General features: G+C 67.1%; 23 protein-coding genes. 16 read left to right on the top strand and 7 right to left on the bottom strand.

Features of this window, described 5'->3' with window-relative positions; all coding sequences use genetic code 11:
* The 4 genes from E8A12_RS05840 to E8A12_RS05825 all read left to right on the top strand — a co-directional run.
* Positions 1-1,648 (top strand): type I secretion system permease/ATPase (locus tag E8A12_RS05840; RefSeq protein ID WP_293366922.1); only part of this gene is annotated, 1,648 nt, incomplete at its 5' end.
* The gene (locus E8A12_RS05835) at positions 1,645-3,051 is read left to right on the top strand and encodes an HlyD family type I secretion periplasmic adaptor subunit (RefSeq protein ID WP_293366921.1); all 1,407 of its coding nucleotides are present in this window, start codon (positions 1,645-1,647) and stop codon (positions 3,049-3,051) included. The genes E8A12_RS05840 and E8A12_RS05835, both read left to right, overlap by 4 nt.
* A gap of 213 nt (positions 3,052-3,264) precedes the next feature.
* The gene (locus tag E8A12_RS05830) at positions 3,265-5,223 is read left to right on the top strand and encodes a calcium-binding protein (RefSeq protein WP_293366919.1); all 1,959 of its coding nucleotides are present in this window, start codon (positions 3,265-3,267) and stop codon (positions 5,221-5,223) included.
* 316 nt (positions 5,224-5,539) lie between these two features.
* Positions 5,540-6,397 (top strand): TylF/MycF/NovP-related O-methyltransferase, encoded by an 858-nt coding sequence (locus tag E8A12_RS05825; RefSeq protein WP_293366918.1) that lies wholly within the window; start codon positions 5,540-5,542, stop codon positions 6,395-6,397.
* Positions 6,398-6,403: 6 nt separating this feature from the next.
* On the opposite strand, the gene E8A12_RS05820 is transcribed toward E8A12_RS05825, so the two are convergent.
* Both E8A12_RS05820 and E8A12_RS05815 read right to left on the bottom strand, forming a co-directional pair.
* The gene (locus tag E8A12_RS05820; RefSeq protein WP_293366916.1) at positions 6,404-7,402 is read right to left on the bottom strand and encodes a peptidoglycan DD-metalloendopeptidase family protein; all 999 of its coding nucleotides are present in this window, start codon (positions 7,400-7,402) and stop codon (positions 6,404-6,406) included.
* Between the two features lie 55 nt (positions 7,403-7,457).
* Positions 7,458-8,198 (bottom strand): sulfotransferase domain-containing protein, encoded by a 741-nt coding sequence (locus tag E8A12_RS05815; RefSeq protein ID WP_293366914.1) that lies wholly within the window; start codon positions 8,196-8,198, stop codon positions 7,458-7,460.
* Positions 8,199-8,315: 117 nt separating this feature from the next.
* On the opposite strand from E8A12_RS05815, the gene rfbF reads away from it, so the two are divergent.
* From rfbF to E8A12_RS05780, 7 genes are all read left to right on the top strand, one after another.
* Positions 8,316-9,083: a glucose-1-phosphate cytidylyltransferase gene (gene rfbF, locus E8A12_RS05810; RefSeq protein WP_293366912.1), complete on the top strand. Its 768-nt coding sequence runs from the start codon at positions 8,316-8,318 to the stop codon at positions 9,081-9,083.
* A complete protein-coding gene (gene rfbG, locus E8A12_RS05805; RefSeq protein WP_293366911.1) occupies positions 9,071-10,129 on the top strand; it encodes a CDP-glucose 4,6-dehydratase in 1,059 nt (352 codons plus the stop codon). Before rfbF ends, rfbG begins: the two co-directional genes overlap by 13 nt.
* Positions 10,126-11,364 carry a class I SAM-dependent methyltransferase gene (locus E8A12_RS05800; protein ID WP_293366909.1) on the top strand — a complete coding sequence of 413 codons (1,239 nt, stop codon included), beginning with the start codon at positions 10,126-10,128 and terminating at the stop codon, positions 11,362-11,364. The genes rfbG and E8A12_RS05800 overlap by 4 nt, the downstream gene beginning before the upstream one ends.
* The gene (locus tag E8A12_RS05795) at positions 11,364-11,906 is read left to right on the top strand and encodes a dTDP-4-dehydrorhamnose 3,5-epimerase family protein (protein ID WP_293366908.1); all 543 of its coding nucleotides are present in this window, start codon (positions 11,364-11,366) and stop codon (positions 11,904-11,906) included. The genes E8A12_RS05800 and E8A12_RS05795 overlap by 1 nt, the downstream gene beginning before the upstream one ends.
* Before the next feature lie 62 nt (positions 11,907-11,968).
* Entirely contained in the window at positions 11,969-13,033 is a 1,065-nt protein-coding gene (locus tag E8A12_RS05790) for an FkbM family methyltransferase (protein ID WP_293366906.1), read from the top strand.
* A gap of 5 nt (positions 13,034-13,038) precedes the next feature.
* The gene (locus E8A12_RS05785; RefSeq protein ID WP_293366905.1) at positions 13,039-13,848 is read left to right on the top strand and encodes an SDR family oxidoreductase; all 810 of its coding nucleotides are present in this window, start codon (positions 13,039-13,041) and stop codon (positions 13,846-13,848) included.
* On the top strand, positions 13,845-14,498 hold the full coding sequence (locus E8A12_RS05780; protein WP_293366903.1) for a hypothetical protein: 654 nt from the start codon (positions 13,845-13,847) through the stop codon (positions 14,496-14,498). Before E8A12_RS05785 ends, E8A12_RS05780 begins: the two co-directional genes overlap by 4 nt.
* Positions 14,499-14,593: 95 nt before the next feature.
* Here the strand turns inward: E8A12_RS05780 and E8A12_RS05775 are convergent, their stop codons facing one another.
* The gene (locus E8A12_RS05775) at positions 14,594-16,879 is read right to left on the bottom strand and encodes a tetratricopeptide repeat protein (RefSeq protein ID WP_293366902.1); all 2,286 of its coding nucleotides are present in this window, start codon (positions 16,877-16,879) and stop codon (positions 14,594-14,596) included.
* 92 nt (positions 16,880-16,971) lie between these two features.
* Positions 16,972-17,241, bottom strand: coding sequence for a SemiSWEET transporter (locus tag E8A12_RS05770; RefSeq protein ID WP_293366901.1), 270 nt, complete (start codon positions 17,239-17,241; stop codon positions 16,972-16,974).
* 175 nt (positions 17,242-17,416) lie between these two features.
* On the opposite strand from E8A12_RS05770, the gene E8A12_RS05765 reads away from it, so the two are divergent.
* The 5 genes from E8A12_RS05765 to E8A12_RS05745 all read left to right on the top strand — a co-directional run bounded on the left by E8A12_RS05765 (position 17,417) and on the right by E8A12_RS05745 (position 22,459).
* Entirely contained in the window at positions 17,417-18,571 is a 1,155-nt protein-coding gene (locus E8A12_RS05765) for an ATP-binding protein (protein ID WP_293366899.1), read from the top strand.
* Between the two features lie 51 nt (positions 18,572-18,622).
* On the top strand, positions 18,623-19,315 hold the full coding sequence (gene phoU / locus E8A12_RS05760) for a phosphate signaling complex protein PhoU (protein WP_293366898.1): 693 nt from the start codon (positions 18,623-18,625) through the stop codon (positions 19,313-19,315).
* Between the two features lie 11 nt (positions 19,316-19,326).
* Positions 19,327-20,016 (top strand): phosphate regulon transcriptional regulator PhoB, encoded by a 690-nt coding sequence (gene phoB / locus E8A12_RS05755; protein ID WP_293366926.1) that lies wholly within the window; start codon positions 19,327-19,329, stop codon positions 20,014-20,016.
* 20 nt (positions 20,017-20,036) lie between these two features.
* On the top strand, positions 20,037-21,308 hold the full coding sequence (gene purD / locus E8A12_RS05750; RefSeq protein WP_293366896.1) for a phosphoribosylamine--glycine ligase: 1,272 nt from the start codon (positions 20,037-20,039) through the stop codon (positions 21,306-21,308).
* Positions 21,309-21,385: 77 nt separating this feature from the next.
* The gene (locus E8A12_RS05745) at positions 21,386-22,459 is read left to right on the top strand and encodes a phosphotransferase family protein (protein ID WP_293366895.1); all 1,074 of its coding nucleotides are present in this window, start codon (positions 21,386-21,388) and stop codon (positions 22,457-22,459) included.
* Here the strand turns inward: E8A12_RS05745 and lpxK are convergent.
* Genes lpxK through E8A12_RS05730 form a run of 3 tightly spaced genes read right to left on the bottom strand, consistent with a single transcriptional unit; the run spans position 22,456 to position 25,792 of the window.
* The gene (gene lpxK / locus E8A12_RS05740; RefSeq protein ID WP_293366894.1) at positions 22,456-23,478 is read right to left on the bottom strand and encodes a tetraacyldisaccharide 4'-kinase; all 1,023 of its coding nucleotides are present in this window, start codon (positions 23,476-23,478) and stop codon (positions 22,456-22,458) included. The genes E8A12_RS05745 and lpxK overlap by 4 nt on opposite strands.
* The gene (locus tag E8A12_RS05735; RefSeq protein WP_293366892.1) at positions 23,475-24,758 is read right to left on the bottom strand and encodes a 3-deoxy-D-manno-octulosonic acid transferase; all 1,284 of its coding nucleotides are present in this window, start codon (positions 24,756-24,758) and stop codon (positions 23,475-23,477) included. The genes lpxK and E8A12_RS05735 overlap by 4 nt, the downstream gene beginning before the upstream one ends.
* Positions 24,755-25,792, bottom strand: a complete 1,038-nt coding sequence (locus tag E8A12_RS05730) for a cation diffusion facilitator family transporter (protein WP_293366890.1) — start codon at positions 25,790-25,792, stop codon at positions 24,755-24,757. The genes E8A12_RS05735 and E8A12_RS05730 overlap by 4 nt, the downstream gene beginning before the upstream one ends.
* Positions 25,793-25,883: the final 91 nt, after the last annotated feature.

The following is a 25,883-nucleotide window of genomic DNA, read 5'->3' as shown; positions in this document are numbered from 1 at the left end:
GGTCGCCGCAGCGTTCAGTTTCTTCTCGAACGTGCTCTACCTGGCGTTGCCGCTTTACACCTACCAGGTCTATGGCCGCGTGCTAATCAGCCAGTCGATCCCGACGCTGGTGGTGCTGAGCGCAGTCACGCTGTTCGTCTTCGCCGTGTCCAGCGCCATCGACGACTACCGGGCGCGCATCCTGATCAACTATGGGGTGATGCTCGATCAGCGGGTCTCTGGCCGGGTATTCTCGGCCCTGTTCGACGCCTCGGTGCGTGGCGATCCTTCGGCCAAGGCCCAGGCGCTACGCGACCTCGACCAGTTCCGCCAGACCCTGACCGGCGTGGCTGCCGCCGCCTTCTTCGACGTGCCCTGGATTCCGGTCTTCGTCATCGTGCTTTACATCATCGCCCCGGAGGTCGGGGTGCTGGCCACGGTCGGTGCGCTGACGCTGCTCGGCCTGGCCCTGCTTCAGGAGCGCCTGCTCCGCCCGGTCATGAAGGACGCCAGCGACGGCCAGCTGCGTAGCTATGCCTTTACCGACGCAGCGCTCCGCAACGGCGAGGTGGTGCGCGCTATGGGCATGCTGCCGACGCTCGGCGGCTCGTGGGGCGCCCACCGGGCGGTGGCCATCGAGCGCGGCGCGGCGGCGGCCGAAATCTCGAACACGTTCACCGACATCATCAAGGCCACTCGCATGGGCATCCAGGTGCTGATCATCGCGATCGGCGCCTACTTGATCCTGAAGGGCAAGATCCACCAGGGCATGCTGTTCGCCAACATGATCCTGGCCAGCCGCGCTTTGGCCCCGATCGAGAAGATCGTCGGCGCCTGGGACCCGCTGAACAACATGGTCCGCGCCCACGGACGGCTGATGCAGATCCTGTCCAAGGCTGAGCCGCAGGCGCTGGCGACCGCCCTGCCGCGGCCGAAGGGCAGGCTCACCACCGAGGGCGTCAATTTCGCGCCCCCGGGCGCGACCAAGTTGCTGCTGATGAACATCAACCTGACGGTCGAACCGGGCGAGACCCTGGGCGTCATTGGCCCGTCCGGCGCGGGCAAGTCGACGCTCGCGCGATTGCTGGTCGGCATCTGGCGTCCCACCAACGGCGTCGTCCGCCTGGACGGGGCCGATGTGTTCACCTGGGACCGCGCCGACTTCGGCCGCCATGTGGGCTACCTGCCGCAGGACACCGAGCTATTCGCCGGCAGCATCCGCGACAACATCGCCCGCTTCCGCCTCGACGTGCGCGACGAGGAGGTGATCGCCGCCGCCCAGCTCGCCGGCGTCCACGACCTGATCCTGCGGCTGCCCAAGGGCTATGAGACCGATGTCGGCGAGGGTGGCCACACCCTGTCGGCAGGCCAACGCCAGCGCGTTGGCCTGGCCCGCGCCATGCTCGGCGACCCGGCCTATATCATCCTCGACGAACCCAACGCCAGCCTCGACGCCGAGGGTGAGGACGCCCTGCTGCGCGCGATCGACGCCATGAAGACAAATGGCGCGACCGTGGTCATCATTTCCCACAAACCCAGCATTTTCCGTGCCGCGGACAAGATGCTCGTCCTGCGAGAAGGCCGGGTCGAATTGTTCGGCCCCCGCGACCAGGTGATGAGCCGTCTGACGAAGCCGACGGAAGTGCGCGCCGTCGAGGCCAGCCGGTGAAACTCGATCTCACGCCCCTGAAATCGTCCTACGTCGCGCCGACTTTCGGCGACGAGCATCTGCCGATCGATCCAGTGCTCAAGCAGCGGATGCGCCATCCGATGATCGTTGGCGGCGTGATCATCGGCGTTCTGGTGCTGGGCCTGGGGCTTTGGGCCTCGCTCAGCCCGCTCAGCACCGGGGTGACCGCCCAGGGCGAAGTCCGCGTCGAGATGAACAAAAAGACGGTCAAGCACCGCGAGAGCGGCATGGTGCGCCAAGTGCTGGTGCAGGAAGGCGAGCGTGTGCGCGCCACCCAGCCACTGATTCTCTACAACGACATCGAGGCGCGCGCAGCCTACGACGTGTTGCAGAATCAGTTCGACAGTTATGAGGCCCAGGCGGCGCGGTATACCGCCGAAGCCCTGGGTCGCCCGTCGGTGACGTACCCCGCCGACCTGACAGCGCGGATGTCCGACCCGCGGGTGGCGGGCATGATTCGCGACCAGGAGGTGTTGTTCGCCACCCGGGCTCAGCTCTTCCAGAGTCAGAACGCCGTGCTCGCTCAGCGGATGGATCAGCTGCAGAGCCAGGTCGAGGGGCAGCAGACCCAAGTCGCCTCCGTTGATGAGCAGATCAGGCTCAGCGAGGAAGAAATGGCCGGCTACCAGACGCTCTATGACAAGGGCTTCGCCCCCAAGCCGCTGATCCTGCGCTACGAGGGGACGATCGCCGAGCTGAAGGGGCGCAAGGGGTCGCTGATGTCGGACATCGCCCGCCTGCATCAGCAGATGGGCGAAACGAAGATGCAGGGGGCGACCAACCGCGACACCCGCGAGAGTCAGGCGGCCGATGGCCTCCGCGACGCGCAAAGCCACATCGCTGACACCCTGCCGCGACTCACCGCTGCGAAGGAGACGCTCGACCAGACCGTAGTGCGCGCGCCGGTCGACGGCTACGTGCTCAACCTCACGCAGTTCACGGCCGGCGGCGTCACCAACCCGGGCGAGACCCTGATGGAGATCGTGCCAGCTGACGCGCCAATCATCGTCACCGCGCAAATTTCTCCGCAGGAGATAAACAAGGTGCATGTGGGCATGGACGCCCAGGTGCGTCTGACCGGCCTCAACCCGCGCTGGCACGGCCCGCTGAAGGCCACAGTGATCATGGTTTCGGCCGACAAGATCGTCAACGAACGCGCCGGCCAGGGCGCGCAGGGCGGCCAGCCGCCTCAGGGAGGCGCCGCCTATTACCGCGTCGACCTGCGGATCGAGCCGCGCGAACTGGTCAAGCTCAAGAAGGACACCAAGATCACGCCGGGGATGCCGGCCTCAGTGCAGCTCGTCAGCGGCAAAAAGACGGTCATGGAGTCGCTCATTTCCCCCATCACCGACACCCTTCGCGGAGCGCTCTCGGATCAGTAGATGCGTCTCGGTTACAGGCGGTAAGTGGAAGGATTCCACGGCCTTTTTGCTGTTGCGTAAATTGCAGGCTTCCGATACGTCTTCCCTCGGGCTCGTTTAACCTTCGCCGCAGCCATGCTATGGCGCTTGGGACAAATGGACCGTCGGGACTGCTCCATCGGGGATGGGGGTCAGGCGTGCCGGGGGTCCGTGTGACACAGACTGGAGAGATCTATGGCGACTTATTTCTTTGAAACCATTACGGCGGCGCAAGCGCTGACGTTCAGCTCGGCCACCGATACTTTGGTGTTCCAGAACCCGACATCGCACGGCGATTTGATGACGGTTCTCTACAACGCGGCCACGGCCACGTCGGCGGCAACCGTGACCGTGCTCGATAACGCGGACGGCCATGCGGTGACCTTCGGGACCGGCGTCTATGATCTGGGCGATACGACCCCGGCGGGCCATACGATGGCGCTGTTCGGAGACGGCTCGACCCTAGTCATCGGTGGCAACGATACCACCGTTGGCGCAGGCCAGGATACGGCGACGGGCGCGGGCTTCGGTGACGGCATGTTCGGTGGCGCCGGAAACGATTCGATGACCGGCGGCAATGGGGCCGACCTGCTGCAAGGCAACGCGGGCGACGACACCCTCATCGGCGGCACTGCCGCGGGCGCCGGCACCTCCGCCGCCGACGGCAACGACACGATCTACGGCGGCGCTGGCAACGACTCCATCGACGTCGGCACCGGCAACAACTTCGCCCAGGGCAACCTCGGGAACGACACCGTCGTCGCGAATGCGACCGGCGGTGGCGCGAACACCCTCCTCGGCGGCCAGGGCGATGACAGCCTCGTTGGCGGCAACGGCAACGACATCCTCAGCGGCGACCTCGGCAACGACACCCTCGTGGGCGGCGGTGGCAACGACAGCCTTGCCGGCGTGGGCGGTGACGACAGCATCGTGGGCGGCGCCGGCAACGACACCATCGACGGCGGGATCGGCAACGACACGATCGAAGCCAGCGGCGGCGGCAACGACATAATCACCGGCGGCAATGGCAACGACAGCATCGACCTGACCGGCGGTACTGCGGCTCAGGCAAGCACTGCGGACGGTGGCCAAGGCAACGACACCATCACCGACAGCTCCGCGGGTGACGACTCCCTCTACGGCGGCGCTGGCAACGACTCGATCACGGTCAGCGGCGCCGGTAACAAGTACATCGACGGCAACCTCGGCAACGACACCATCGTCGCCGCGGCTGGCGCCACCGGAAACCTGACGATCCTGGCCGAAGGTGGTAACGACTCGATCAACACCTCCGCAGTGGGCGGGAACGAAAGCATCGTCGCCGGCACCGGCAATGATACGATCACCGTGGGCGCCGGCAACGACACCATCACCGGCCCGACCGGCACGGGTACCGAAACCGTCACTGACAGCGGCGGCAAGAACCTGATCTACGGCGGCGCTGGCGATGACTCGATCAACGTCACCGGAGGATCGGGTTCCGACACGATCAGCGCCGGCGGCGGCAATGACACGATCACGAGCTCGGGCACCCACAACGATGTCGTCACGCTCGGCAACGGCAACGCCATCTTCAGTGGCGGCACCAACGTCGGCAGCGACACGATCACTGGCGCCACCGGCAACTACACGATCACGGCCGGCACCCACGCTTCGTCCATCACGGTGGCCGGCGGCAGCAGCGTTCTCACCGGCGGCGCCGGCGATGACGTGATCCACGGCGGCACGGGCAACGACACCATCACCGGCGGCCTTGGCCAAGACAGCCTAACCGGCGGCGGCGGTAGCGATGTGTTCGTGTTCGGCAGCTCCACCGGTTCGCTCGACTCGCCGGCGGTGGCCGGCCAGCTCGACCAGATCAAGGACTGGACAAGCGCCGACGCTCTGCACTTCAACCTGTCGACCACCGGCGCTTCGGAAGGTGCGGGCACCAGCCTGAACTTCTCCACGGCCACGGCGACCGACTTCAACAGCGCTGTGACGCAGGCAAACGCCCACCTGGGCGGCGCCGGCAACTACGTGGCCGTGCAGATCGGCTCCGACGTGGTGGTTTTCGCGGACTCCGACCACAGCGGCACGATCACCGCTGGCGACGAAGCCGTGGTGCTGGTGGGCAAGTCGCTCTCCGACATCAGCTCCGCGAACATCATCTAAGCCTCGACTTATACTAACGACCTAGGTCAGGGGCCGCCCTTCGGGGCGGCCCCTTTCTTTGTCCGCCCAGCCTGCGGGCTTTCTCTTGGGTGAAAGTCCCCTCGTGAGCTGATCACGGCGAGCCCGCGTAAAGCGCAAGGCCAAAGCGACTGGGTCATGGAAAGCAAGGTTGAAGCTTGAAATCATTCCAGCCAGATATGCTACGCAACTACCTCGCCGATCCTTGGGGTTATAGCCACCAGCCCCCCGGTGGCGGGAGATCCATGCCTTGCCTGATCTTACACTTCAGGACCCGCCGACTGCGGATCTGGTAAACATGGCCGATGGCCTCATGCGCGCGGGCAAGGTGCGCACGGCCGCGTCGCTCTACGAGATAGCCTTGCGGCGCGCGTCGCCGCTTCAACGGAACGCGATCCTCGTGCGCCAGGGGCTGGCGACCTATCCTCACCAACGGCGCGTGGACCTTCTCGGAGCCCTGGAGAAACTCGAGGGCTTCGGCTCGCATGTCTTCATCGGCGAGGGACTGGCCACCTGGCACAAGACCACGCCTTTCCTGGAAGACCAGCGCTTCGTCGAACTTGCGCACAAGCATGCGTCCCTGCTGCCGATCGCCAATTGGCATTGGAACCTGCAGACCGTTCTGTGGGCGCTGAAAAGGGCCCGCGGGATCATCGGCGACTTCGTAGAACTGGGTGTCTTCAAGGGGCACACAACCATCTTCGCAGCCGAGTACCTGGAGTTTGCGGCCTGGGACAAGCGCTGGCATCTCTACGACACCTTCGAGGGCATCCCGGACGATCAGCTCGACCCGGGCTGGGCGGCGAGCAACAAGGCGACCTACAGCGGGACCTTTAGCTTCGAAGAGGTCCGCGACCGGTTCTCAGCCTTCCCAAACATCGACGTCATCAAGGGCCGTGTCCCTGAGGTCCTGGAGGATTCGACGCCGGAGCGCATTGCCTTCCTCCACATGGACCTCAACAACTCCACCGCCGAAATAGCCGCCCTCGACGCCCTGTTCGACCGGCTCTCGCCGGGAGGCATCATCGTCTTCGACGACTACGGTTGGGCGACGGCGCGGGCGCAGCACGATGCGGAGAATCAATGGTTCTCCCAGCGCGGGCTGGAGATCCTGGCCCTGCCGACCGGGCAGGGTCTGTTCATCAAGCCCGTCTGACCGCAGTCAGAGCAGCATCTGCCACTGGCGACTTAGAGCCACAGCGCCACCGCGTCGGACCTGAACCTGCGCCGAATAGGCGCCATGCGGCCAGCCCCCGGCGGGCGCGGCCTTACGGCCGGCCTGAACGATCCACTGGGCCTTGTCGTGATCCAGCGCCGGCAGAACGTCGCGAACGAAAACCTTGCCATCCGGGCCTATGACCGAGACTTCGACTACGTCGTCGGCTTCGAGACCGATCAGCCGGGCGTAGGCGACGATGGACGAGGTTGTTTTGGGTGGGGAGATCGAAGCTTCTTCCACAGCGTCCATCGACGCGAGCCCAGCCGAGAAGCCCACATTGAGGACAGCTCCGCGCCGATAGGCCAACGCCTGGGCGGCTACTGGTGTCCACAAGCCGGCCTGCGAGGCGCAGACCGGAGGCGCTACTGGCCCGGGCGCGAACGGATCCACCACGGCCGTGCCGTGACGAACGCTGAAGTGAAGATGAGGAAACTCCGTTTGGCCCGAAAGGCCCACCTGGGCCAATCGCTGACCTACCGAGACCGTGTCCCCGACCTTCACCGCGAGGCTGCCGCGCGCCAAGTGGCAGTAGTCGATGATCCAGCCGCCGCCGAGCGCGATGCCGACGCGATTGCCGCATTCGTGGCCGACCACGGATGGGGCGCCCGGCGCGCGGATGGAGATGTCGGGCACGCCATCTCGCACCGCCACCACCGTGCCCGGCGCCGCGGCCAGGACGTCGACGCCCGACCGCTGAGCCGCCATATCGAGGACGCGGATGTCGGTCCCGTCGTGCTTGTCGTAGGTGCGGTGGCCGCAATGGAAATCGAGCGCCCCCGGGCCGTCGTCGCGGTCGACGTAGTTCTGCACCTCGCAATTGCGGCCGACGTCGCAGGCCAGCGGCAGAGCCAGTTTCGGCGTGCCCTCACCGCCCGCGCGCGCGCCGGCCCAGGGTGTGGTGAGGGCCAGGACGGTCAAGGCGGCGAAGGGCGTCAGGCGCATGGCGGGCCTCCTGTGCGCGTCCACACTCGCGTCGCGCGGCGACCAAACTGTGGCCTCAACCGAACCCCACGCCTGTAAGGTCCCTCAGTCGCGCGGCGTCGCGGGCGTAGACCGCCCGCAGGTGGGCCACGTCCTCGTCGGTCAGCTGGGCGCCATAGTCCATCTCCTGTCCCACATGGACCTCACGCGGTGACGGCGCGGCGGACGGCGTCAAGCCCAGGAAGGCGCGCAGTCGTGCCAGGCTGGGCCCGGGATCGGCGCGCAGGTCCTCGGCGCGCAGCACCAAAACCTGTTCGCGAGGGAACAATCCGTTGAGCCTCTCGATCTGCTCGCCGTAGAAGCCGCGCTCGACATAAGAGAACTCGCGATGGACGCCCCAGGGCTCAGCCGCGAACAGACGCTGGCGGCCCTGGCGGATGCACCAGGCGAAGGGGTGCATCTCAGCTCCGCGGGCGAACTCCATCTTCCAGTGCGACCATGCCCGCGCCACCGGATCACGCAGCATCACCACCAGTTTCATCGCCGGGTTGTAAGCGGCGATCCGCTCAAGGCTCCCGGGCCAGTAGAGGTAGATCGGCGTCGCCTCGCCCCGCAGGCGGCCGTCGGCCGGCGGGAACCTGGCATGGTAGGCTCGGTAATCCGGTCTGGCCCAGTCGACTGCATCGTCGTCGAAGAAGTGGAGCTCCTTGTCGCCTGACAGCGCCAAGCCTGCTTCCTCACCCAGATAGTCGAAGAGGGCGGTCGTTCCACCCTTCTGGACACCGGCGACGATGAAGGCGACGCGCTCATCAGGCATGGCTCCGACATCCCCCACCGGGCCCTGCCCCGCAAGGCCATCTAATGCGTTCATTGCCGCTTCATCGGCCGCGCCCTAGGCGATAAGACAGGCGGTGGGTGAGAGGCGTTTACGACCATGAAGACGGTGATCCTGGCGGGCGGCCTCGGCACGCGCATCTCGGAAGAGAGCCACCTGAAGCCCAAGCCGATGATTGAGATCGGCGGACGGCCGATCCTTTGGCACATCATGAAGCTCTATTCGCACTACGGCTTCAACGATTTCATCGTCTGCCTTGGCTACAAGGGCTACGTGGTGAAGGAGTATTTCTCCAACTACGTGCTGCACAACGCTGACCTGACCGTGGACCTGGCGAAGGGGACCACCGAATACCACGCCACCAAGCATGAGCCCTGGCGCGTCACACTGGTCGATACCGGGGAGAGCACCATGACCGGCGGGCGCGTGAAGCGCGTGGCGCAGTATCTCGACAAGGACGAGCCGTTCTTCCTGACCTATGGCGATGGGGTGGCCGACGTAGACCTGCGCGCCCTGGCCAATTTCCATAGGGCGCACGGCTGCGAGGCCACAGTCACAGCCGTATCGCCGCCAGGACGTTACGGCGCCCTGGAGATTGTCGACGACAAGGTACAGCGGTTTATAGAGAAGCCGCCCGGCGACAACGGCCTGATCAACGGCGGCTTTTTTGTCCTCCAGCCCAAGGTCCTGGATCGCATCGCAGGCGACGAGACCAGCTTCGAGGTGGAGCCCCTGGAGAGCCTGGCCCACGACCAGCAACTGATGGCCTACCGCCACGACGGTTTCTGGGCCGCCATGGACACCCTGCGCGACAAGAATCATCTGGAGACGCTGTGGGCTTCCGGCGAGGCGCCGTGGCGGCGATAGACCCAGGGTTCTGGCGCGGCAAGCGGGTCCTCCTGACCGGCCACACCGGCTTCAAGGGGTCGTGGGCGGCGACCTGGCTGACGGAATTGGGCGCAGTCGTCACCGGTCTAGCGCTCACGCCGGAGCAGCCGAGCCTGTTCGAGCTGGCCGGCGTCGCGGCTTGCACGACCTCGCTGATCGTCGACTTGCGCGACGCCGCGGCGGTGGCCACCGCGTTGGCTGGCCGCGACTTCGACCTCGTGCTGCACATGGCCGCCCAGCCCATTGTGCGCACAGCGATCGCTGATCCGGTGGCGACCTTCGCCAGCAACGTGATGGGGACGGTTCACCTGTTGCAAGTACTCCGTATGCAGACGAGGCTGCGCGCGGTGCTTGTGATCACGTCGGATAAGGTCTACGCCAACGCCGAAAGCGGTCGCGCATTCGCCGAGGGCGACGCGCTGGGCGGCAAGGACCCCTATTCGGCCTCCAAGGCGGCTGCCGAGATCACGGTGCAAAGCTTCGCGAAGAGCTACTTCGAGCCGGCGGGCATACCGCTCGCGACGGCGCGCGGCGGTAATGTGATCGGCGGGGGCGATTTCTCCCCCGACCGTATCGTGGCCGATATCGTGCGCGCAGCCCGAGCGCAGCAGCCGGTTGTCCTGCGCCACCCGGAAGCCACGCGGCCTTGGCAGCACGTCCTGGACTGCGTCGCCGGCTACCTGGTCTATCTGCAGACACTGGCGACGGCGCCTTCGACGCCGCGCGCGATGAATTTCGGCCCGCGGCCCGGCGGACGCGAGGTCACCGTCGGCGAGCTCGCCACCCTGGGTGTGGAGGCCCTGGGCGCGCAAGCCTGGCGCCACGAGCCGGATCCGACGTCCCTGGAAGCCCAGTCGCTGGCGATCGACGCCAGCCTGGCGCGCCGCGTGTTGGGCTTCGAAAGCCGGCTCGACGCGCCGGCCGCAGTCGCGCTCACCATGGACTGGTACCGCCGGCAAGCGAACGGCGAGGACGCGGCTCTCTTGTGCCGCGACCAGATCCGAACTTACGAAAGCGCCGCATGACCACCCCGCTTTGCCGCTTCTGCAAGACGCCGCTCATCCACACCTTCCTGGACCTGGGCGAGCAGCCTCTCGCCAACAGCTACCTCACCGCCGAACAGCTGGCGGCGGGAACGGAGCGCGCCTTTCCACTGCACGTGCGCGTTTGCCACAAGTGCTTTCTGGTGCAGGCCGACGACGCTGTACCGGCCGACGCCATCTTCGACGACGGCTACGCCTACTTCTCCTCCTATTCGACGAGCTGGGTGGCGCACGCCAAGCGCTACGCCGAATCCATGGCCGAACGGTTCGGTCTAGGGCCGGAGTCATTGGTCGTCGAAGTGGCGAGCAATGATGGCTATCTGCTGCAACATTTCGTCGAAATGGACATTCCGGTGCTCGGCGTAGAGCCGACGGCCAATACGGCGGCCGCCGCCATCACCCGGGGCGTGCGCACCGAGGTGATGTTCTTTGGCGAGCAGACGGGCGCGCTGCTGGCGGCGCGCGGAGACCGCGCCGACCTGATGGCGGCCAACAACGTCCTGGCCCACGTCCCGGCGATCGGTGACTTCGTGGCCGGCTTCCGCGAGGTGCTGAAGGACGAGGGCGTGCTGACTTTCGAGTTCCCGCATCTCCTCAACCTGATCGAGAAAGTGCAGTTCGACACCATCTACCACGAGCACTTCTCCTACCTGTCGCTGCTGGCCGTGGAGCAGGTGCTGCGGGCCAATGGCCTCAGGCCGTTCGATGTCGAACGACTTGCCACCCATGGAGGGTCGCTGCGGCTGTTCTGCTGCCATATGGGCTCCGGCCACGAAGAAGCCGACGCGCTGGCCGCCTTGCGCGACGAGGAACACGCCGCGGGCCTCGACCAAATCGATTCCTACGGAGGCTTCGCGCCGCGGGTGGAAGCGGTGCGCGACAGCTTCCGCGCCTTCCTGGCGGTCGAGAAGACGGCGGGCCGAAGGATCGCAGCCTACGGCGCGGCGGCCAAGGGCAACACCTTTCTCAACTATTGTCGTACGACCACAAACGATATCGAGGTCGTGTTCGACGCCAGTCCGGCCAAACAGGGACGGTTCCTGCCCGGCAGCCATCTGCCGATCCTTAGCCCCGCGGCGATCAGCGCGGTGCGTCCAGACGATCTGGTGATCCTGCCCTGGAACCTGAAGGACGAGATCATGGGCCAGATGGCGTTGATCCGCAGTTGGGGCGGCCGCTTCGTCACGGCGTCGCCGGAGACGCAGGTCCTGCCCTGATGCGCTTCTCGCCGACCCCGATCGCCAGCGTCATGGTGGTCGACATCGAGCCACGCGCGGATGACCGCGGCGCCTTCGCGCGCCTTCAGTGCCCCGAGGAATTCTCCGCCGCCGGCCATGCGTTCGTCCCGGCGCAGACCAGCCTCTCGCGCAACCCGCGGGCCGGCACGCTGCGGGGCATGCACTACCAGTTCGCGCCTTACGGTGAGGCCAAACTGGTGAGAACTGTCCGTGGGCGGATGTTTGACGTAGCGTTGGATCTGCGCCCCGACAGCCCGACCTATCTCCGCTGGGCCGCGGAGGAGCTCTCGGCCGACAACGCCCGGGCCCTGTTCATCCCGGAAGGTGTCGCCCACGGCTTCCTGACGCTGGAGCCCGATACCGATGTCCTCTACCAGATCAGTCCCGCCTTCCAGCCCGGCCACGAGGCCGGCGTGCGCTGGAACGACCCGGCCTTCGCCATCACATGGCCCGCCCAGCCTGCGCTTATCTCGCCGCGCGACGCGGGTTATCCCGACTACCTGAGATCTGCCGATCACTGAGGCTGAGATTGCCCGAGCGATCTGCTAGATACACCGCGCTTTCAAGGAATAGGTTCGCATTCATGGCTCAGGAAAAGGCGCTAATCGCGCTGGAACGCATTGCCGGCGACGAGGCTTGGCGCTCGGCCTTCATCCGCGAGCTCATCGCCTTCGAGGACGCGATCGATGCACCCGGCGTCGACGTGCGCGAGGAGATCACCGGCCCGCTGGTCGACGCGTTATTCGACGGCGACCAGGTCATCCGCAAGACGCTTTCGACGGGCGTCACATTCGAATTCCTCTACCGCTCGAAGATCGCCCGTGACTTCGTGATGTCGACCCCCGAGGCGCCCGACCACGCCTGGGAGCCGCAGACAAGCCGCATCCTGGTGAACCTCGCCAAGCACGCGAAGCAGGTGGTCGTGGGCGGCGCCTATTTCGGCGATCATGCTGTGCTGATCGCCCGCGAGATCGCGCCACGCGGCGGCGTCGTGCACGCTTTTGAGCCCAACAACCAGCAGCGCGCCATGCTGGCCCGCAACGCCGAACTGAACGGCCTTACCAATATCCGCCCGCGCCCCGAGGGCCTGTGGTCGGATTCGAGCACCAACCTGAAACTCGTGGGCTACGACAGCTTCGCCAGCGTCGAAGTGGCTGAGGCCGGCGCGGAGGACGGCTTCAAGACGGTGACCATCGCCGACTATCTGAAGGCCCAAGGCGTCGATAAGCTCGACCTCATCGTGGTCGATATCGAAGGCGCCGAGCTAGGCGCGCTGAAAGGCGCCGAGCCCTTTCTGGCCATGCCGGCGGGCCAGGCGCCGGACATCCTCTTCGAGGTGCACCGCCACTACGTCGACTGGTCGAACGGCTTGGAGGCGACGGAGATCGCGCGCCTGCTCACGGGCCACGGCTACCACCTCTTCGCGCTCCGCGACTTCAACTCGAACTACGACCTCTCTGGCAAGCCGATCGAGCTGATCCCGGCAGACGCCATCCATCTCGAAGGCCCGCCGCACGGTTTCAACATGGTCGCGGTGAAGGATCCGAAGGTCTTCGAGACCAGCGAATACAAGATCGTGCGCGACGTCTCGCCGAAGTTGCTGCGCCACAAGGATCCGAAGCTGCATCACCCGGTGGGAGGCCTCTAGCCACGGTGACTGGCCTCGCCACCATCCTGGGCGCGACCGGCTTCGTCGGTCGCCGCCTGCAGGCCAGGCTCACGACCCTTGGCTGGGACGTTTACGCCCCAGCCAAGGGCGACAAGTCGCTGTTCGGCCGCGACATGGGGGTGGTGTTCTACTGTGCGGGCCTGACCGCCGACTATGACCGCAGGCCGTTCGATACGGTGGCGGCCCATGCGACCCTGGTCAGCGAACTGATCCAGGCCGGGCGCTTCGAACAGCTGATCTACCTGTCGTCCACCCGCCTCTACGACGGCCAAGCTGCTGCCGAACTCGACGAAACCGCGCCGCTGCTGTTCGACGTCACCGAACCGCGCCGGGTCTACGACCTCTCCAAGGCCCTGGGCGAGAACCTGACGCTGGCGCGCACCGAGGGCCGCGGCGCCGTGGCCCGGCTGTCCAATGTCTTCGACTGGGAACTGGAGGCGCCCGGGTTTCTCTCCGAATGGCTAATCGAAGCCGCGCGGACGCGAGAACTGCGCCTGGACTCCAGCCCGCACATCGCGCGCGACTACATCCACCTGGACGACGTCGTGGCCTCCTTGATCGCCATGGCGGAGAAGCCGGCCCAGGGCATCGTCAATGTCGCCAGCGGCGATCTGACCGCCAATGGCGAGATCGCCAACATCTTCCTGCAAGCTGGCTGGCGCGTGGACTTTTCGCGCGATATCTCGCCGGCTCCGCCGCCGCGATCGGACAATGGGCGCCTGCGGGCGCTTGGCGTGACGCCCGCTCCGGTCAAGGATGTGGTGCGCCACCACCTGGAAGGGCTGAAGGCTTGAAGCTACGGGGCCATACCCGCGAGACCCTGCTCGCCTACATCACCGCCCAGTGCGCCCATGTGGTTCCGGACGGGCGCGAGGCGGTGTTCCGCACGGTGGCCGAGGCCCACTTCGACGAAGCGCTGGAGCGGATGCACCGCTGCATCAACGCCTGCGCGCCGTGGCGGGTCGACGAGTTCAACGTTCTGCAGTCTTCGCAGCACGCGATCTTCTTGTATTACCTCAGCAACACGATCTGGAAGCGGTCGGGGGACACCGAGGCGCCGACGCGGCTGTTCCTGATGAACAAGGCCTTCAATGGCATCGATTTGTTCTATGAAATCGCCATGCCCGAGGTGTTCTACATCGGTCACAGCCTCGGCATCGTGCTCGCCAAGGCGACCTACGGCAACTACCTCGTACTCTATCAGAACGCGACGGTCGGGCGGCACAAGGACCAGATCCCGGTGATCGGCGAACGGGTGGTGATGTACCCAGGCAGCTCCATCGCCGCCGGGGCGATGATCGAGGATGACGTGGTGATCTCGCAGGGGACGCGGGTGATCGGCAAGCACGTGCCGCGCGGCCAGATGGTGTTCGCCGGCGCGGGCGCCGAGTTGGTCATGCGCCCCCGGCCCGACGACCTCATGGGTGAGTACTTCCGTCCCTAGCGTGGCCCAATCAGGTTGGATCGATCTGACAAAGGGGCTCCAGACATTGCCGCCGCTCCCAATCTATCCGCACTGATCTGAAGCAGGTCAGTCAGTTAGGCAGCGGGCTGTTGCACAGTCTTGGCGATCAGGTCGTAGAAATCCTGGGCGAACCTGTCGGTCTGGCCGAGCGGGCCAGATCGGATTTTCTCGCGCAGGCCGTGTCTCAACTCGATACGACGGGATCGATCGCCGGCGAGCGCCACGGCCGTCCGCACAAAGCTATCCATGTCCGGGTTCGCCAGGTCGGCCAGACCGCTATTTGCAAGAAGCGAGTAGCTCAGGCGCTCATAGAATGCCTCGCCGATCAGGCTGACAACGGGTACGCCCATCCACAGGGACTCGGTGGTGGTCGTGCCGCCGGTCAAGGGGAAGGTGTCGAGGCTAACGTCGATCTCGTTGTAGAACGGCATGTGGACGCCACGAACTGTGGCGAAATCGATCCGCTCCTTGGCAATGCCGCCTCGCTCGAACTCGGCGAGAATGTTGCGGCGGAAGGTGGCCGAACTGCCTTCGGGTCGGACGAACAGAAACCGCGAACCCGGCGTCTCCTGCATCACGCGGCTCCACAGCGCGAACATCTCGCGATTATACTTATGTGGGTTGTTGGCGGTGCCGTAGGTGATCACGCCAGTCCTGTCCTGAGGCAGCCCGGGCTTGATCTCGTGGGCGTCGCTGAACACCGCGCGACCCAGCGCGAGCCAAGTGTGCGGCATCATCAGGGGCGTCTCAAGCAAGAGGTCGCGGCGCGGCGGCGTATTGTAGGGGTCGGTGATCAGGTAATCGATCGTCGATAGCCCCGCGGAGTGCGGGTAGCCCAACCAGCTCGCCTGCTTCGGCGCCGCGCGAAAGGCCATCACATCCAGTCGGTTCATGTGCGTGGTGCCGCCGAGCTCGATCAGCATGTCGAGCTGATCATCGGCGATCGCCTGGGCGGCGTCGCGGGTGCTGATCTCCGGCGTCCAGCGATAAGCGGTCGACCTGGACGCGAAATACTGCTGCATCCGGTCAGCCTCATCGCCCTGATAGAACGAGTAGCAATAGAGCTCGAACCGCGGATCGAGGTGGTCGAACAGGGGCTGGGCGAAGTAACCCACCGGGTGCTGCCGCAGGTCCGACGACATGAAACCCAGTCTGATCTTGCCATCTGGTGCGCGCGGCGCGGGATGGCGAATAGGCGCTCTGGCGGCCGCCTCCTCGACCTTGCGGCCCCAGATCGTGTGTTGCTCCAGCAGTTCGTAGCGATCTTCCAGGGTCTTGACCTGCGCCAGCTGCTTCAAGAGCGCTGTGTGGCGGTTGGTGGTCGCCCAGCCGCGTCCAAGGCTCTTGAAGTCGCCGAGCCTCGGGAGCTCGTCGAAGGCGCAGACCCGGATCAGGACCTCGTTCAGCACTTTCAGCTGGCCCGGAGCGGTCGGGCCCAACGCCAGGGCCCGCTCGACGAGCTGGTAGGCCGCCTCAACGTTCCCGCCCTCGTCACCGCTGCGGGTCCGCTCCAGGCTTTCGATCAGCGCCAGCAGGTAGTCGACATTGTCCGGCGCCAGTTCCGAGGCCCGCTTCAGGTGAATGTTCGCCCGGTCGCGCGCGTAGTCCGCGACGCTGACGCCAAGTTGGAAATGCACCCAGGCGACCTCTGGAAGCCGCTCCAACAGTTCCGTTAGATAGGCGTCGGCGCGGCGTACCTGCTGGGCGCGGCGAAACAGGACGACTCGCGCTTCGTGCAGCTTCTGGTGCTCTGGATTGGCGACCAGGGCCTTTTCGAGCAGTGCCTCGGCCTCGATCGGGTCCTGCTCCTCATTCGCGACAGAGATGAGATCCAGCCAGGCGTCGACCAGGGTCTTCTGCAGGGCCACCGCCTGTTTGAAGCGGCTCCGGGCGGCGCCGAGCTTGCCCTGCTTGAAGAGGGACCGGCCCAACTGCCGGAAGTACTCGGCATTGCGCGGGTCGCTGCGCACCAGGCGGGTGAACACCGGCTCGGCGCGCACCCCGTCGTCGAGGTCGAGCAGCACGTTGCCGCGGTTGGCCATCACGGCGACGTCGCCCGGGGCAAGCTTGGAGGCCAGGTCCAGCGTCGTCAGCGCTTCCGGGTAGCGCCTGAGCTTGCGGTAGGTTACGCCCAGCAGGTTGAGTATGCCCAGGTCGCGCGGATAGCGGGCCGCTCCCGCGGAGCCCCAGACCACGCCTTCCTCGTAGCGCTGCTGGTGGTAGAGCTGGGTCAACAGCACACGGTAGATATGCGCCGGTTGATTGGGCTCGTCAGTGGCGAATGCGATAAGCAGATCGATCGCCTCGTCGGTCTGGCCGGCCTTCAGCGCCGCGTCCGCTGCGGCCAAACGTTCATCCATGCTTCGACTCAAAAGGCCATTGCGCCCCCGCGCGTCGCGCAGCCTTAAGGCTGCGGCTTCCATGTGGCTAGAGCACGCGCCGCCGCAAGGCCTCAGCCTCTGCGGCTGAAACGCCATTTCAGCGCGAGCACGGTGGCGGACATGCCCAGGCAGACGAGGTTCGAGACGGTCACCGGCCAGCTGGCGATGATGAACCCATAGCCGCTCCACAGGCAAAAGCCGGCCACTGTCACCAGGTACATGGTCAGCGAGACTTCAGAGGCGTCGCGGTCTCGCCAGATCTTGACGATCTGCGGCGCGAAGCTGCTCATCGAGCAGAGCGCGGCGGCGGTCCCCACGGTGTTGGCGACAAGGTTGGACATCGGCTCGCCCCTGGCTCAGTTGCATCAACGGCCACGGCCAAGCTCGAGTTCCTGTCGCGTCATCAACAGCTGATTGCGCGACCGTCACGGGCCCGTCACACGATCGGCGATGTTAGACTGGCCCTATAGGAACGGAGATTCGCCGCTGTCCCTGCTTGATCCAGTCTCGCCGTCGATGCCGGCCTCGCAGCTATATGCGACGCTGATCGACGCCTTGCCGGACCCGATCCTGGTCGTGGCCGGCTTTGAGCGCGATGACTTGACCGGGCGGCGCTACATCCTGGCCAACGCCGCCGGCCGGGAGCTCCTGCGCATCACAGCCGAGGAGGGGATGCTGCTCTCCGCGGTGCGCGACCCGGACGTGCTGGGCGCTGTCGACAAGGCGCTGTTCGACGAAGTCGACGCCGAGGGGGTCTATGAAACCACAGGCGCTCAGACCCGCAGCCTCAGGGTCCGGGCCCGCTGGCTGGGCTTCGGGGGCGACGGGGCGCGCCTGGCGCTGCTCACGTTCCATGACGAGACCGAGGTGCGGCGCGTCGAGCGGACGCGCGTGGATTTCCTGGCCAACGCCAGCCACGAACTACGCACGCCCCTGGCCTCGCTCTCCGGCTTCATCGAGACCCTGCGCGGGCACGCCAAGGATGACCCCACGGCGCGGGAGAAATTCCTCGGCATCATGCAGGCCCAGGCGGACCGCATGGCCCGCCTGATCGCCGACCTCACCTCGCTCAGCCGCATCGAGCTCGACGAGCACGTGCCGCCGCGCGGCGTGGTCGACCTTGGCCTGCTGGTCGGCGAAGTGGTTGAGGCCGCTGCGCCGCTCGGCGCCCAGCGTCGGGTCAAGCTCGACTGGCGGCCCTGTGCGGCTCAGTCGGCCTTCGTGCGCGGCGAGCGCGACCAGATTGTCCAGGTGGTCCAGAACCTGCTCGACAACGCCATCAAATATTCTCCCGACGGGGCGGCCGTGCGCATCGAGATGCAGAGTGGGATCAACGACCTGACGGCTGCAGCCAGCTATGAGCCCATGCCGCGCCTGTCGCTGGTGGCTCCCGATCCGTCGGGCGAGACCTACGCCGTCTTGCGGGTCACCGATCTGGGTCCCGGCATCGCGCGCCAGAACCTGCCCAGACTGTCGGAGCGCTTTTACCGGGTGGATGGCCAGAAGACCGGCGCGCGGTCTGGGACGGGCCTTGGCCTCGCCATCGTCAAACACATCATGAACCGCCATCGCGGCGGCCTGGTGGTGGCCAGCGCCGAGGGCGAGGGCTCGACCTTCATCGCCTATTTTCCCATGGCGAACGTCCCGGCAGGCGTCGTCAAAGCGTCATGAGACTGTAGCATAGGGACCGCGTGGGGCGCCTAAGCCCCCAAGGCGAGGCATATGAACGAGCACATCGTCAGATCCTACGAAGATGAGCTGAACAGTCTCGCGGCCGAGTGCGTACGGATGGGTGGCCTGACCGAGGCCCAAGTCGCCGATGCGGTCAGCGGCGTGGTCAAGCGCAACCAGGAACTGGCCGCCTCCGTCGTCGTGCGCGACGACAAGCTGGACGAGGCCGAGCGTGACATCGAGCGCAAGACCATCCGTCTGATTGCGCTGCGCCAGCCGGTGGCCGACGACCTCCGCCGCGCGGTGGCGGCCATGAAGGTGGCCAACAACCTCGAGCGCTGCGGGGACCTGGCCAAGAACATCGCCAAGCGCACCCTGGTGATCATCGAGAGCGATCCACTCACCCCGCTGACCCGCTCCATCGAGCGGATGGGCAAGCTGGTGCTGGGCCGGCTCTCCAGCGTGATCGACGCCTATTCCCGCTCGGACCTGGAGCGCGCGCTCGCCGTCTGGAGCCAGGACGACGAGGTCGACGAGCACTACAACTCGCTGTTCCGCGAGCTGCTCACCTACATGATGGGCGATCCGCGCACGATCACCGCCTGCGCCCACATGCTGTTCGTGGCCAAGAACCTCGAACGGATCGGCGACCACGCCACGAACATCGCCGAGATCGTGCACTATGAAATCACCGGCGCCGAGATGATCGGCGGGCGACCCAAGACCGACGCCCTAAAGGCCTGATGACGATGCAGATGACGCCTCATGTCCTGGTGGTCGAGGACGAGGACTCGCTCGCGACCCTCCTCCAGTACAACCTGCAGAAGGAGGGCTACGAGGTCGCCCTGGCCGGCGACGGCGAGGAAGCCCTGCTGCTGGTCGATGAGCGCCTGCCGGACCTGGTGGTGCTGGACTGGATGCTGCCCAAGGTCTCCGGCATCGAGGTCTGCCGGCGCCTGCGCCAGCGCAACGAGACCCGCAACGTGCCGATCATCATGCTGACCGCGCGCGGCGAGGAGACCGATCGGGTGCGCGGCCTCGACACCGGCGCCGACGACTATGTGGTCAAGCCCTTCTCGATGACCGAGCTGACGGCGCGCATTCGCGCCGTGCTGCGCCGCATCCGCCCGGGCCTCGCCGAGGACCGCGTCCGCCGCGGCGACCTGCTCATCGACCGCGTGGCGCACCGCGTGAAGCGGGCCGGCCAGGAGATCCACCTCGGCCCCACCGAATTCCGGCTGCTCGACTACCTGATGCAGCACCCCGGCCGGGTGTTCTCCCGCGAGCAACTGCTGGACGCCGTCTGGGGCTCCGACGTCTATGTCGAGGCCCGCACCGTCGACGTGCATATCGGCCGGCTGAGGAAGGCGCTCGGCGTCTCGGAGACCGACGATCCGATCCGGACCGTTCGTTCAGCCGGCTACTCCCTCGACCTTGAGGGTTGAGCCGCGCTAAAGCGCAGCCCATGAACATCCTCCTCGTGGGCTCGGGCGGGCGCGAACATGCGCTGGCCTGGAAGATCAAGCAGTCGCCTCTGCTGACCCGCCTGGTCTGCGCGCCGGGCAATCCCGGCATGGCGATGCTGGCGGAGACACGGGACATCAAGACGACTGAGGTCGCCCGCCTGGTGCAACTCGCCCAGGAAATCGCTGCTGATCTCGTGGTGATCGGGCCTGAGGTGGCCATCGAGGCCGGGTTGGCCGACGCGTTGGAGGCCGCCGCCATCTCCTGTTTCGGGCCCAGCGCCGCGGCGGGCCGGCTGGAGTCCTCCAAGGCCTTCACCAAGGCCTTCTGCGACCGCCATCACCTGCCGACGTCCAGCTACAGCATCTGTGACGACGCCCCGGCCGCCAAGGCTGCCCTGGCGCACTTCGAGCCGCCCTATGTGGTCAAGGCCGACGGCCTGGCCGCGGGCAAGGGCGTGGTGATCGCCACCGACCGCGCCGCCGCCGAGGCCGCTATCGACGACGCCTTCTCAGGGAACTTTGGCGCGGCCGGCGCTCGGGTGGTCATCGAAGAATTCCTCGAAGGCGAGATCGGCTCGCTCTTCGCGCTCTGCGACGGCAAGCATTCGATGCTGTTCGGCTGGGCCCAGGACCACAAGCGCGCCTTCGACGGTGACGAGGGGCCGAACACCGGCGGCATGGGGACCTATTCGCCGGCGCCGGTCTTCACCTACGACCTGGTCGAGCAGACCCGCAAACGCCTCGTCGAGCCAGCGTTCAAGGGCATCGCCGCCGACGGCGCGCCCTACCGCGGGGTGCTGTTCGTGGAGCTGATGGCGACGCGCCACGGGCCGAAGCTGATCGAGTTCAACGCCCGTTTCGGCGACCCGGAATGCCAGGTGCTGATGCTGCGCCTGGAAAGCGACCTCGTGCCCTACCTGGTGGCCTGCGCCACGGGCCGCCTACACGAGATGCCGGAGCCCGTCTGGCGCGACGACGACGCGGTCTGCGTTGTGCTGGCCACCGAGGGCTATCCCGGTCCAGCCAAGGCCGGCAGCGTGATCGGCGGCCTGGACCAGGATTTCGGCGAAGGCGTGGTGGTCTTCCACGCCGGGACCTCGGCCGGGCCAGACGGCGCGGTGCTGGCCGGCGCCGGCCGCGCGCTCAACGTCTGCGCCGCCGGGACCGACCTCGCCGAGGCCCGCGAGCGCGCCTACGGCGCGGTCGCCCGGATCGACTGGCCGCAGGGCTTCCATCGCACCGACATCGGCTGGCGCGCGCTGGCCCGCTGAGAAGGTGACCCGAGCGCCTTGCTCCGAAGGCGGCCGCCCCGATAAAGTGGCTTCAAACAATTGTACGAGGGATCGCCATGGTCGACGTCGCCGAGCAGGAGCGCGAACAGCTCAACACCGGCACCAAGGACGTGGCGGAGTCGCACAAGTTCGACGAAGCCGCCCTAGCCCGCTGGATGCAGGCCAATGTCGCGGGCTACACCGGTCCGCTGGAGGTGCGCCAGTTCAAGGGCGGCCAATCGAACCCCACCTATCAGCTGATCACGCCGGGCAAGAAGTACGTCCTGCGCCGCAAGCCGCCGGGCAAGCTGCTGCCATCCGCCCACGCGGTGGATCGCGAATACAAGGTGATCACCGCGCTCGGAACGACCGGCTTTCCGGTGGCGAAGACCTACGGCCTTTGCATCGACGACGAGGTGATCGGCACCTGGTTCTACATCATGGACATGGTCGAGGGCCGCATCCTCTGGGACCAGACCCTGCCGCAGTACCAACCGCCCGAGCGCCACGCGATCTTCATGGACAAGATCAAGGTGCTCGCCGACCTGCACAACACCGACTACGAGGCCATCGGCCTCTCCGACTATGGCCGGCCGGGCAACTATATGGGTCGTCAGGTCGAGCGCTGGACCAAGCAGTACAAGGCGTCCGAGACCCAGCACATCCCGGAGATCGAACGGCTGATCGACTGGCTGCCGAAGACCCTGCCCGCGCAGGAACGGACCTCGATCGTCCACGGCGACTACCGTCTCGACAACATGATCTTCCACCCGACCGAACCCAAGGTGACTGCGGTGTTGGATTGGGAACTGTCGACGCTCGGCGAGCCTCTGGCCGACTTCACCTATCTGCTCATGAACTGGGTCAACGGCACGATCTCGACGGTCCCGGATCAGAAGGCCCACGGCATTCCGACCATGGACGAGACCGTGGAGTACTACTGCAGCCTGACGGGCCGCACCGGCCTGCACGATCTGAACTGGTTCTTCAGCTACAACGCCTTCCGCCTGGCGGGCATCCTGCAGGGCATCGTCGGGCGGGTGCGCGACGGCACTGCCAACAGCCCCCACGCCGCCCAGCAGGCCGACCGCGTGATCTCCCTGGCCCAGGCCAGCTGGAAGTTCGCGGAGAAGGCTGGCGCGGTCGCCTAGCCGATCCCGGCCTTCGCCAGCAGGGAGTCCAGCGCCGCGGGGTCGTCGAACACCGCCTTCACCGGCCAGACGGCGACCCGCGCGCGCCATTCCGGCGGTAGGCGCACCCAGTCCTTCTCGGTGGTCACCAGGCCGGCGTTGAAGACGCTGGCGCGGTCGGCGAGCGCCTTCAGCGTCGCTTGGCTGTAGGCGGCGTGATCGGGGAAGGGCGCGAAGTCGGCGAGCTCGCAGCCGGCGGCTTTCAGAGAGGCGGCCACCTTCCACGGCTTGCCGATGCCGGCGAAGCCCACCTGCGGCCCCGCCGGCGGCGCGGAAGTCGGTTGGAGGTGGCCGGTCAGCAATAGCGGCCCGGCCAGCATCGCGGTCAGCTCCGCCTCCGCCTGGGGCAGGTCTCCGGGAAGCAGCACCAGAACCGCATCCGCCCGCGCCAGGCCCACGGCCAGCGGCTCGCGCATGGGCCCGGCGGGGAACACGCGCCCGTCGCCGAACGGCCAGTCCTCGCCGCGGGTCTCGCCATCCACCACAACCAGCGACAGGGCCTTCTTCACCGAGGGGTTCTGGTGGCCGTCGTCCATGACGATCACCTGGGCCCCGGCGGCTGCGGCCGCCTTGGCTCCGGCGGCGCGGTCGCGGGACACCCAGACCGGATAGTGGGCCGCGAGCATCAGCGGCTCGTCGCCGACATCGCCTGTGGTGTGCGTCGCGGGTTCGACCCGCACGGGACCCTCCAGCCGGCCGCCGTAGCCCCGCGACAGCAGATGGACCGCCAGGCCCCGCGCGGCGAGCCGGTCGGCGAGCGCGCTCACCACTGGGGTCTTGCCGACGCCGCCCATCGTGAGGTTGCCGACACAGATCACCGGGACGCCGGGATCGACGGGGACGGTGCGGGCGATCCGCCGCGCGGTCACCGCCGTCCAGATCCAGGAGGCCGGCGTCAGCGCCGCGCGGATCCACGGCATGCCGCCGCGCCGCTGGGCGTCGTCGCGCACGTACCACCAGCGGGGCGTCGAGAGCTTCATGCGGCCAGCAGGGGCTCGATCAGGGCCATGGCGGCGATCAGCGCTGCGCCCTGCCGCGCCGCGTAGTCGGCCGCCGCCTCGCCGATCCGCCGCGCGATCATCGGATTGGCCAGCAGGCCCGCGATGTGCCGCGCGAGCGCGCCGGCGTCGGCGGCCTCGATGGCGGCGGCGTTGGCGAGCATCGCCGCATAGATGTCGCGGGCGTTGAATGCGTGAGGACCCGTTACGATGGCGGCTTCCAGCCGGGCGGCCTCCAGCGGGTTGTGCCCGCCGACCCCGGCCACGAAGCTGCCACCCATCACCACCGCGTCCGAAGTCGCGTAGAAGCCGCCGAGCTCGCCCAGGGTGTCCACCACATAGGCGTCGGTCCGCGGCGTCAGCGGCTCCCCCGCCGCGCGCCGGGCGACTGTGAAGCCCAGGCCCTGGAGTTCGCTGGCGACGTCGGGCCCGCGCTCGGGGTGGCGCGGGGCGACGAGCAGCACGGCGGGCGGCCCTTCGGCCGTGGCGGTGCGAAACGCCTGGGCGACAAGCGCCTCCTCGCCGGGATGGGTGCTGGCGGCCAGCACGGCCTTGCGCCCGCCCAGGCCCGCCTTCAAGGCGGCCACGATCGCTGCGTCTACCGGCGGCGCCTCGCCCACCAGCTTCAGGTTCAGCCGCGGCCCGAGCGTGGCGCCCAGGGCCGCCAATCGCGCCTCGGTGTCGCCGTCCTGCGCCAGCACCAGATCGAAGGCCTGCAGCAGCGCGCGCGCCGTGCCGGGCGCGCGTCCCCAGCCGTCGGCGCTGGCCTTCGTCATCCGCGCCGAGATCAGGGCCAGGCGCGCGCCGCGGGCCTTGGCCGCCACGATCAGGTTCGGCCAGAGCTCGCTTTCGACGAACAGCACGGCGTCCGGACGCCAGTGGTCGAGGAAGCGCGCCGCCGCGCCAGGCGCGTCGACGGGTGCGAACTGGTGGATCACGCCGGGGGGCAGCCGCTGGGCCAGGACCTGGGCGGAGGTCACCGTGCCGGAGGTGACGAGGATGGACAGGCCCGGGCGGGCCGCGCGCAACGCGGCGATCAGCGGCAGCAGCGACAGGCTCTCGCCCACACTGACCCCGTGCAGCCAGGCGAGGGGGCCATCAGGCCTGGGCAGGTCGGGCCGGCCCAGGCGCTCGTTCAGGCGGTCAGGCGCTTCCTTGCCGCGGGCCGCGCGCCGGCGCAGCAGGCTCGGCGCCAGGGGCTCCAGCAGGCCCGTCGCCGCGGCGTAGAGGGCCAGCGGCAAGGTGCGGGGCGTTCGGCTCACACCACGCCGGCGGGGGCCAGGCGGCAGGCGTGCTCGCTGTCGGTCTCCACCTGCAGGGTGGCGTGACCGATGTTGAAGCGGTGGGCGAGGCCCTCGCAGGCCGAGTGCAGGAAGCTGTCGCCATCGTCGCCCCCTGTCTCATTTTTGGCGGCCGGGCGGATCACATGGGCCGTCAGCGCCGTCTCCGTCGTGCTCATCGCCCAGACGTGCAGGTCGTGGATCTCTTCCACGCCGGGCAGGGCGGCCAGCCACTCGCGCACCTCAGCGACGTCGATTCCGCGCGGCGCGCCGTCCAGCGCCAGGTTCACTGAGTCCCGCAGCAGACCCCAGGTGCCCATGACGATGATCGCCGCGATTCCCAGGCTGAGGACGGGGTCGATCCATTGCAGGCCGGTGAAGGCGATGACCGCAGCGCCGATCACGACTGCCACCGAAATCGCCGCGTCGCTGGCCATGTGCAGGAAGGCGCCGCGGACGTTCAGGTCCTCTTGGCTGCCGCGCATGAACAGCAGCGCGGTCGTGGTGTTGATCACCACGCCAAGGCCGGCGGTCAGCATGACGGTGCGGGCGTCGATCGCGGTGTGCAGGGTCAGGCGGTGGATCGACTCCGAGACGATCGCCCCGATCGCCAGCAATAGGAAGACCGCATTGCCCAATGAGGCCAGGATGGTCCCCTTGCGCAGTCCGTAGGTGCGGCGGCTGGTCGGCGCCCGCCTGGCCAGCACCGTCGCGCCCCAGGCCATCAGCAACGCAAGGACATCGGAGAGGTTGTGGCCGGCGTCGGCCAGCAGCGCCATCGAGTGGGACAGGAAGCCCGCGCCCACTTCGACCAGCACGAAGAGCGTGTTCAGCGTCACCCCGACGGCGAAAGCGCTGCCCATGTCGACCGGCGCATGGTGGTGATGGCCGCTGGCGTGGCCGTGGCTGTGCTTGTGGCCATGCTCATGACCGTGCGCGGCATCGTCGTGATGCGCGTGGTCCCGATGATCATGGTCGTCATGGTCATGATCGCCGTGGTCGTGGGTGTGCGCCATGGCCCTATGTCTCACCGCGGGCCGGCAGGATCAATCCGCCAACGCGGCGGGCGCGGCTTGACGAGGTCAAGAAGGTGATATCAATATCACA

It is taken from the genome of Phenylobacterium sp. (assembly GCF_004799395.1).
Classification (GTDB): Bacteria; Pseudomonadota; Alphaproteobacteria; order Caulobacterales; family Caulobacteraceae; genus Phenylobacterium.
The sequence above is the reverse complement of the archived record's forward strand: the minus strand, read 5'-3'. Positions and strand labels throughout refer to the sequence as shown.

What these genes read in the sequence shown, in the direction of transcription:
- E8A12_RS05820 (WP_293366916.1), bottom strand. Translation starts at nt 7,402, where the DNA reads ATGCGCCTGACGCCCTTCGCCGCCTTGACCGTCCTGGCCCTCACCACA.
- E8A12_RS05800 (WP_293366909.1), top strand. Translation starts at nt 10,126, where the DNA reads ATGACCACCCCGCTTTGCCGCTTCTGCAAGACGCCGCTCATCCACACC.
- E8A12_RS05745 (WP_293366895.1), top strand. Translation starts at nt 21,386, where the DNA reads ATGGTCGACGTCGCCGAGCAGGAGCGCGAACAGCTCAACACCGGCACC.
- E8A12_RS05830 (WP_293366919.1), top strand. Translation starts at nt 3,265, where the DNA reads ATGGCGACTTATTTCTTTGAAACCATTACGGCGGCGCAAGCGCTGACG.
- E8A12_RS05825 (WP_293366918.1), top strand. Translation starts at nt 5,540, where the DNA reads ATGGCCGATGGCCTCATGCGCGCGGGCAAGGTGCGCACGGCCGCGTCG.
- E8A12_RS05790 (WP_293366906.1), top strand. Translation starts at nt 11,969, where the DNA reads ATGGCTCAGGAAAAGGCGCTAATCGCGCTGGAACGCATTGCCGGCGAC.
- E8A12_RS05730 (WP_293366890.1), bottom strand. Translation starts at nt 25,792, where the DNA reads ATGGCGCACACCCACGACCACGGCGATCATGACCATGACGACCATGAT.
- E8A12_RS05770 (WP_293366901.1), bottom strand. Translation starts at nt 17,241, where the DNA reads ATGTCCAACCTTGTCGCCAACACCGTGGGGACCGCCGCCGCGCTCTGC.
- E8A12_RS05775 (WP_293366902.1), bottom strand. Translation starts at nt 16,879, where the DNA reads ATGGATGAACGTTTGGCCGCAGCGGACGCGGCGCTGAAGGCCGGCCAG.
- phoU (WP_293366898.1), top strand. Translation starts at nt 18,623, where the DNA reads ATGAACGAGCACATCGTCAGATCCTACGAAGATGAGCTGAACAGTCTC.
- E8A12_RS05765 (WP_293366899.1), top strand. Translation starts at nt 17,417, where the DNA reads ATGCCGGCCTCGCAGCTATATGCGACGCTGATCGACGCCTTGCCGGAC.
- phoB (WP_293366926.1), top strand. Translation starts at nt 19,327, where the DNA reads ATGACGCCTCATGTCCTGGTGGTCGAGGACGAGGACTCGCTCGCGACC.
- rfbF (WP_293366912.1), top strand. Translation starts at nt 8,316, where the DNA reads ATGAAGACGGTGATCCTGGCGGGCGGCCTCGGCACGCGCATCTCGGAA.
- purD (WP_293366896.1), top strand. Translation starts at nt 20,037, where the DNA reads ATGAACATCCTCCTCGTGGGCTCGGGCGGGCGCGAACATGCGCTGGCC.
- lpxK (WP_293366894.1), bottom strand. Translation starts at nt 23,478, where the DNA reads ATGAAGCTCTCGACGCCCCGCTGGTGGTACGTGCGCGACGACGCCCAG.
- E8A12_RS05795 (WP_293366908.1), top strand. Translation starts at nt 11,364, where the DNA reads ATGCGCTTCTCGCCGACCCCGATCGCCAGCGTCATGGTGGTCGACATC.
- E8A12_RS05815 (WP_293366914.1), bottom strand. Translation starts at nt 8,198, where the DNA reads ATGCCTGATGAGCGCGTCGCCTTCATCGTCGCCGGTGTCCAGAAGGGT.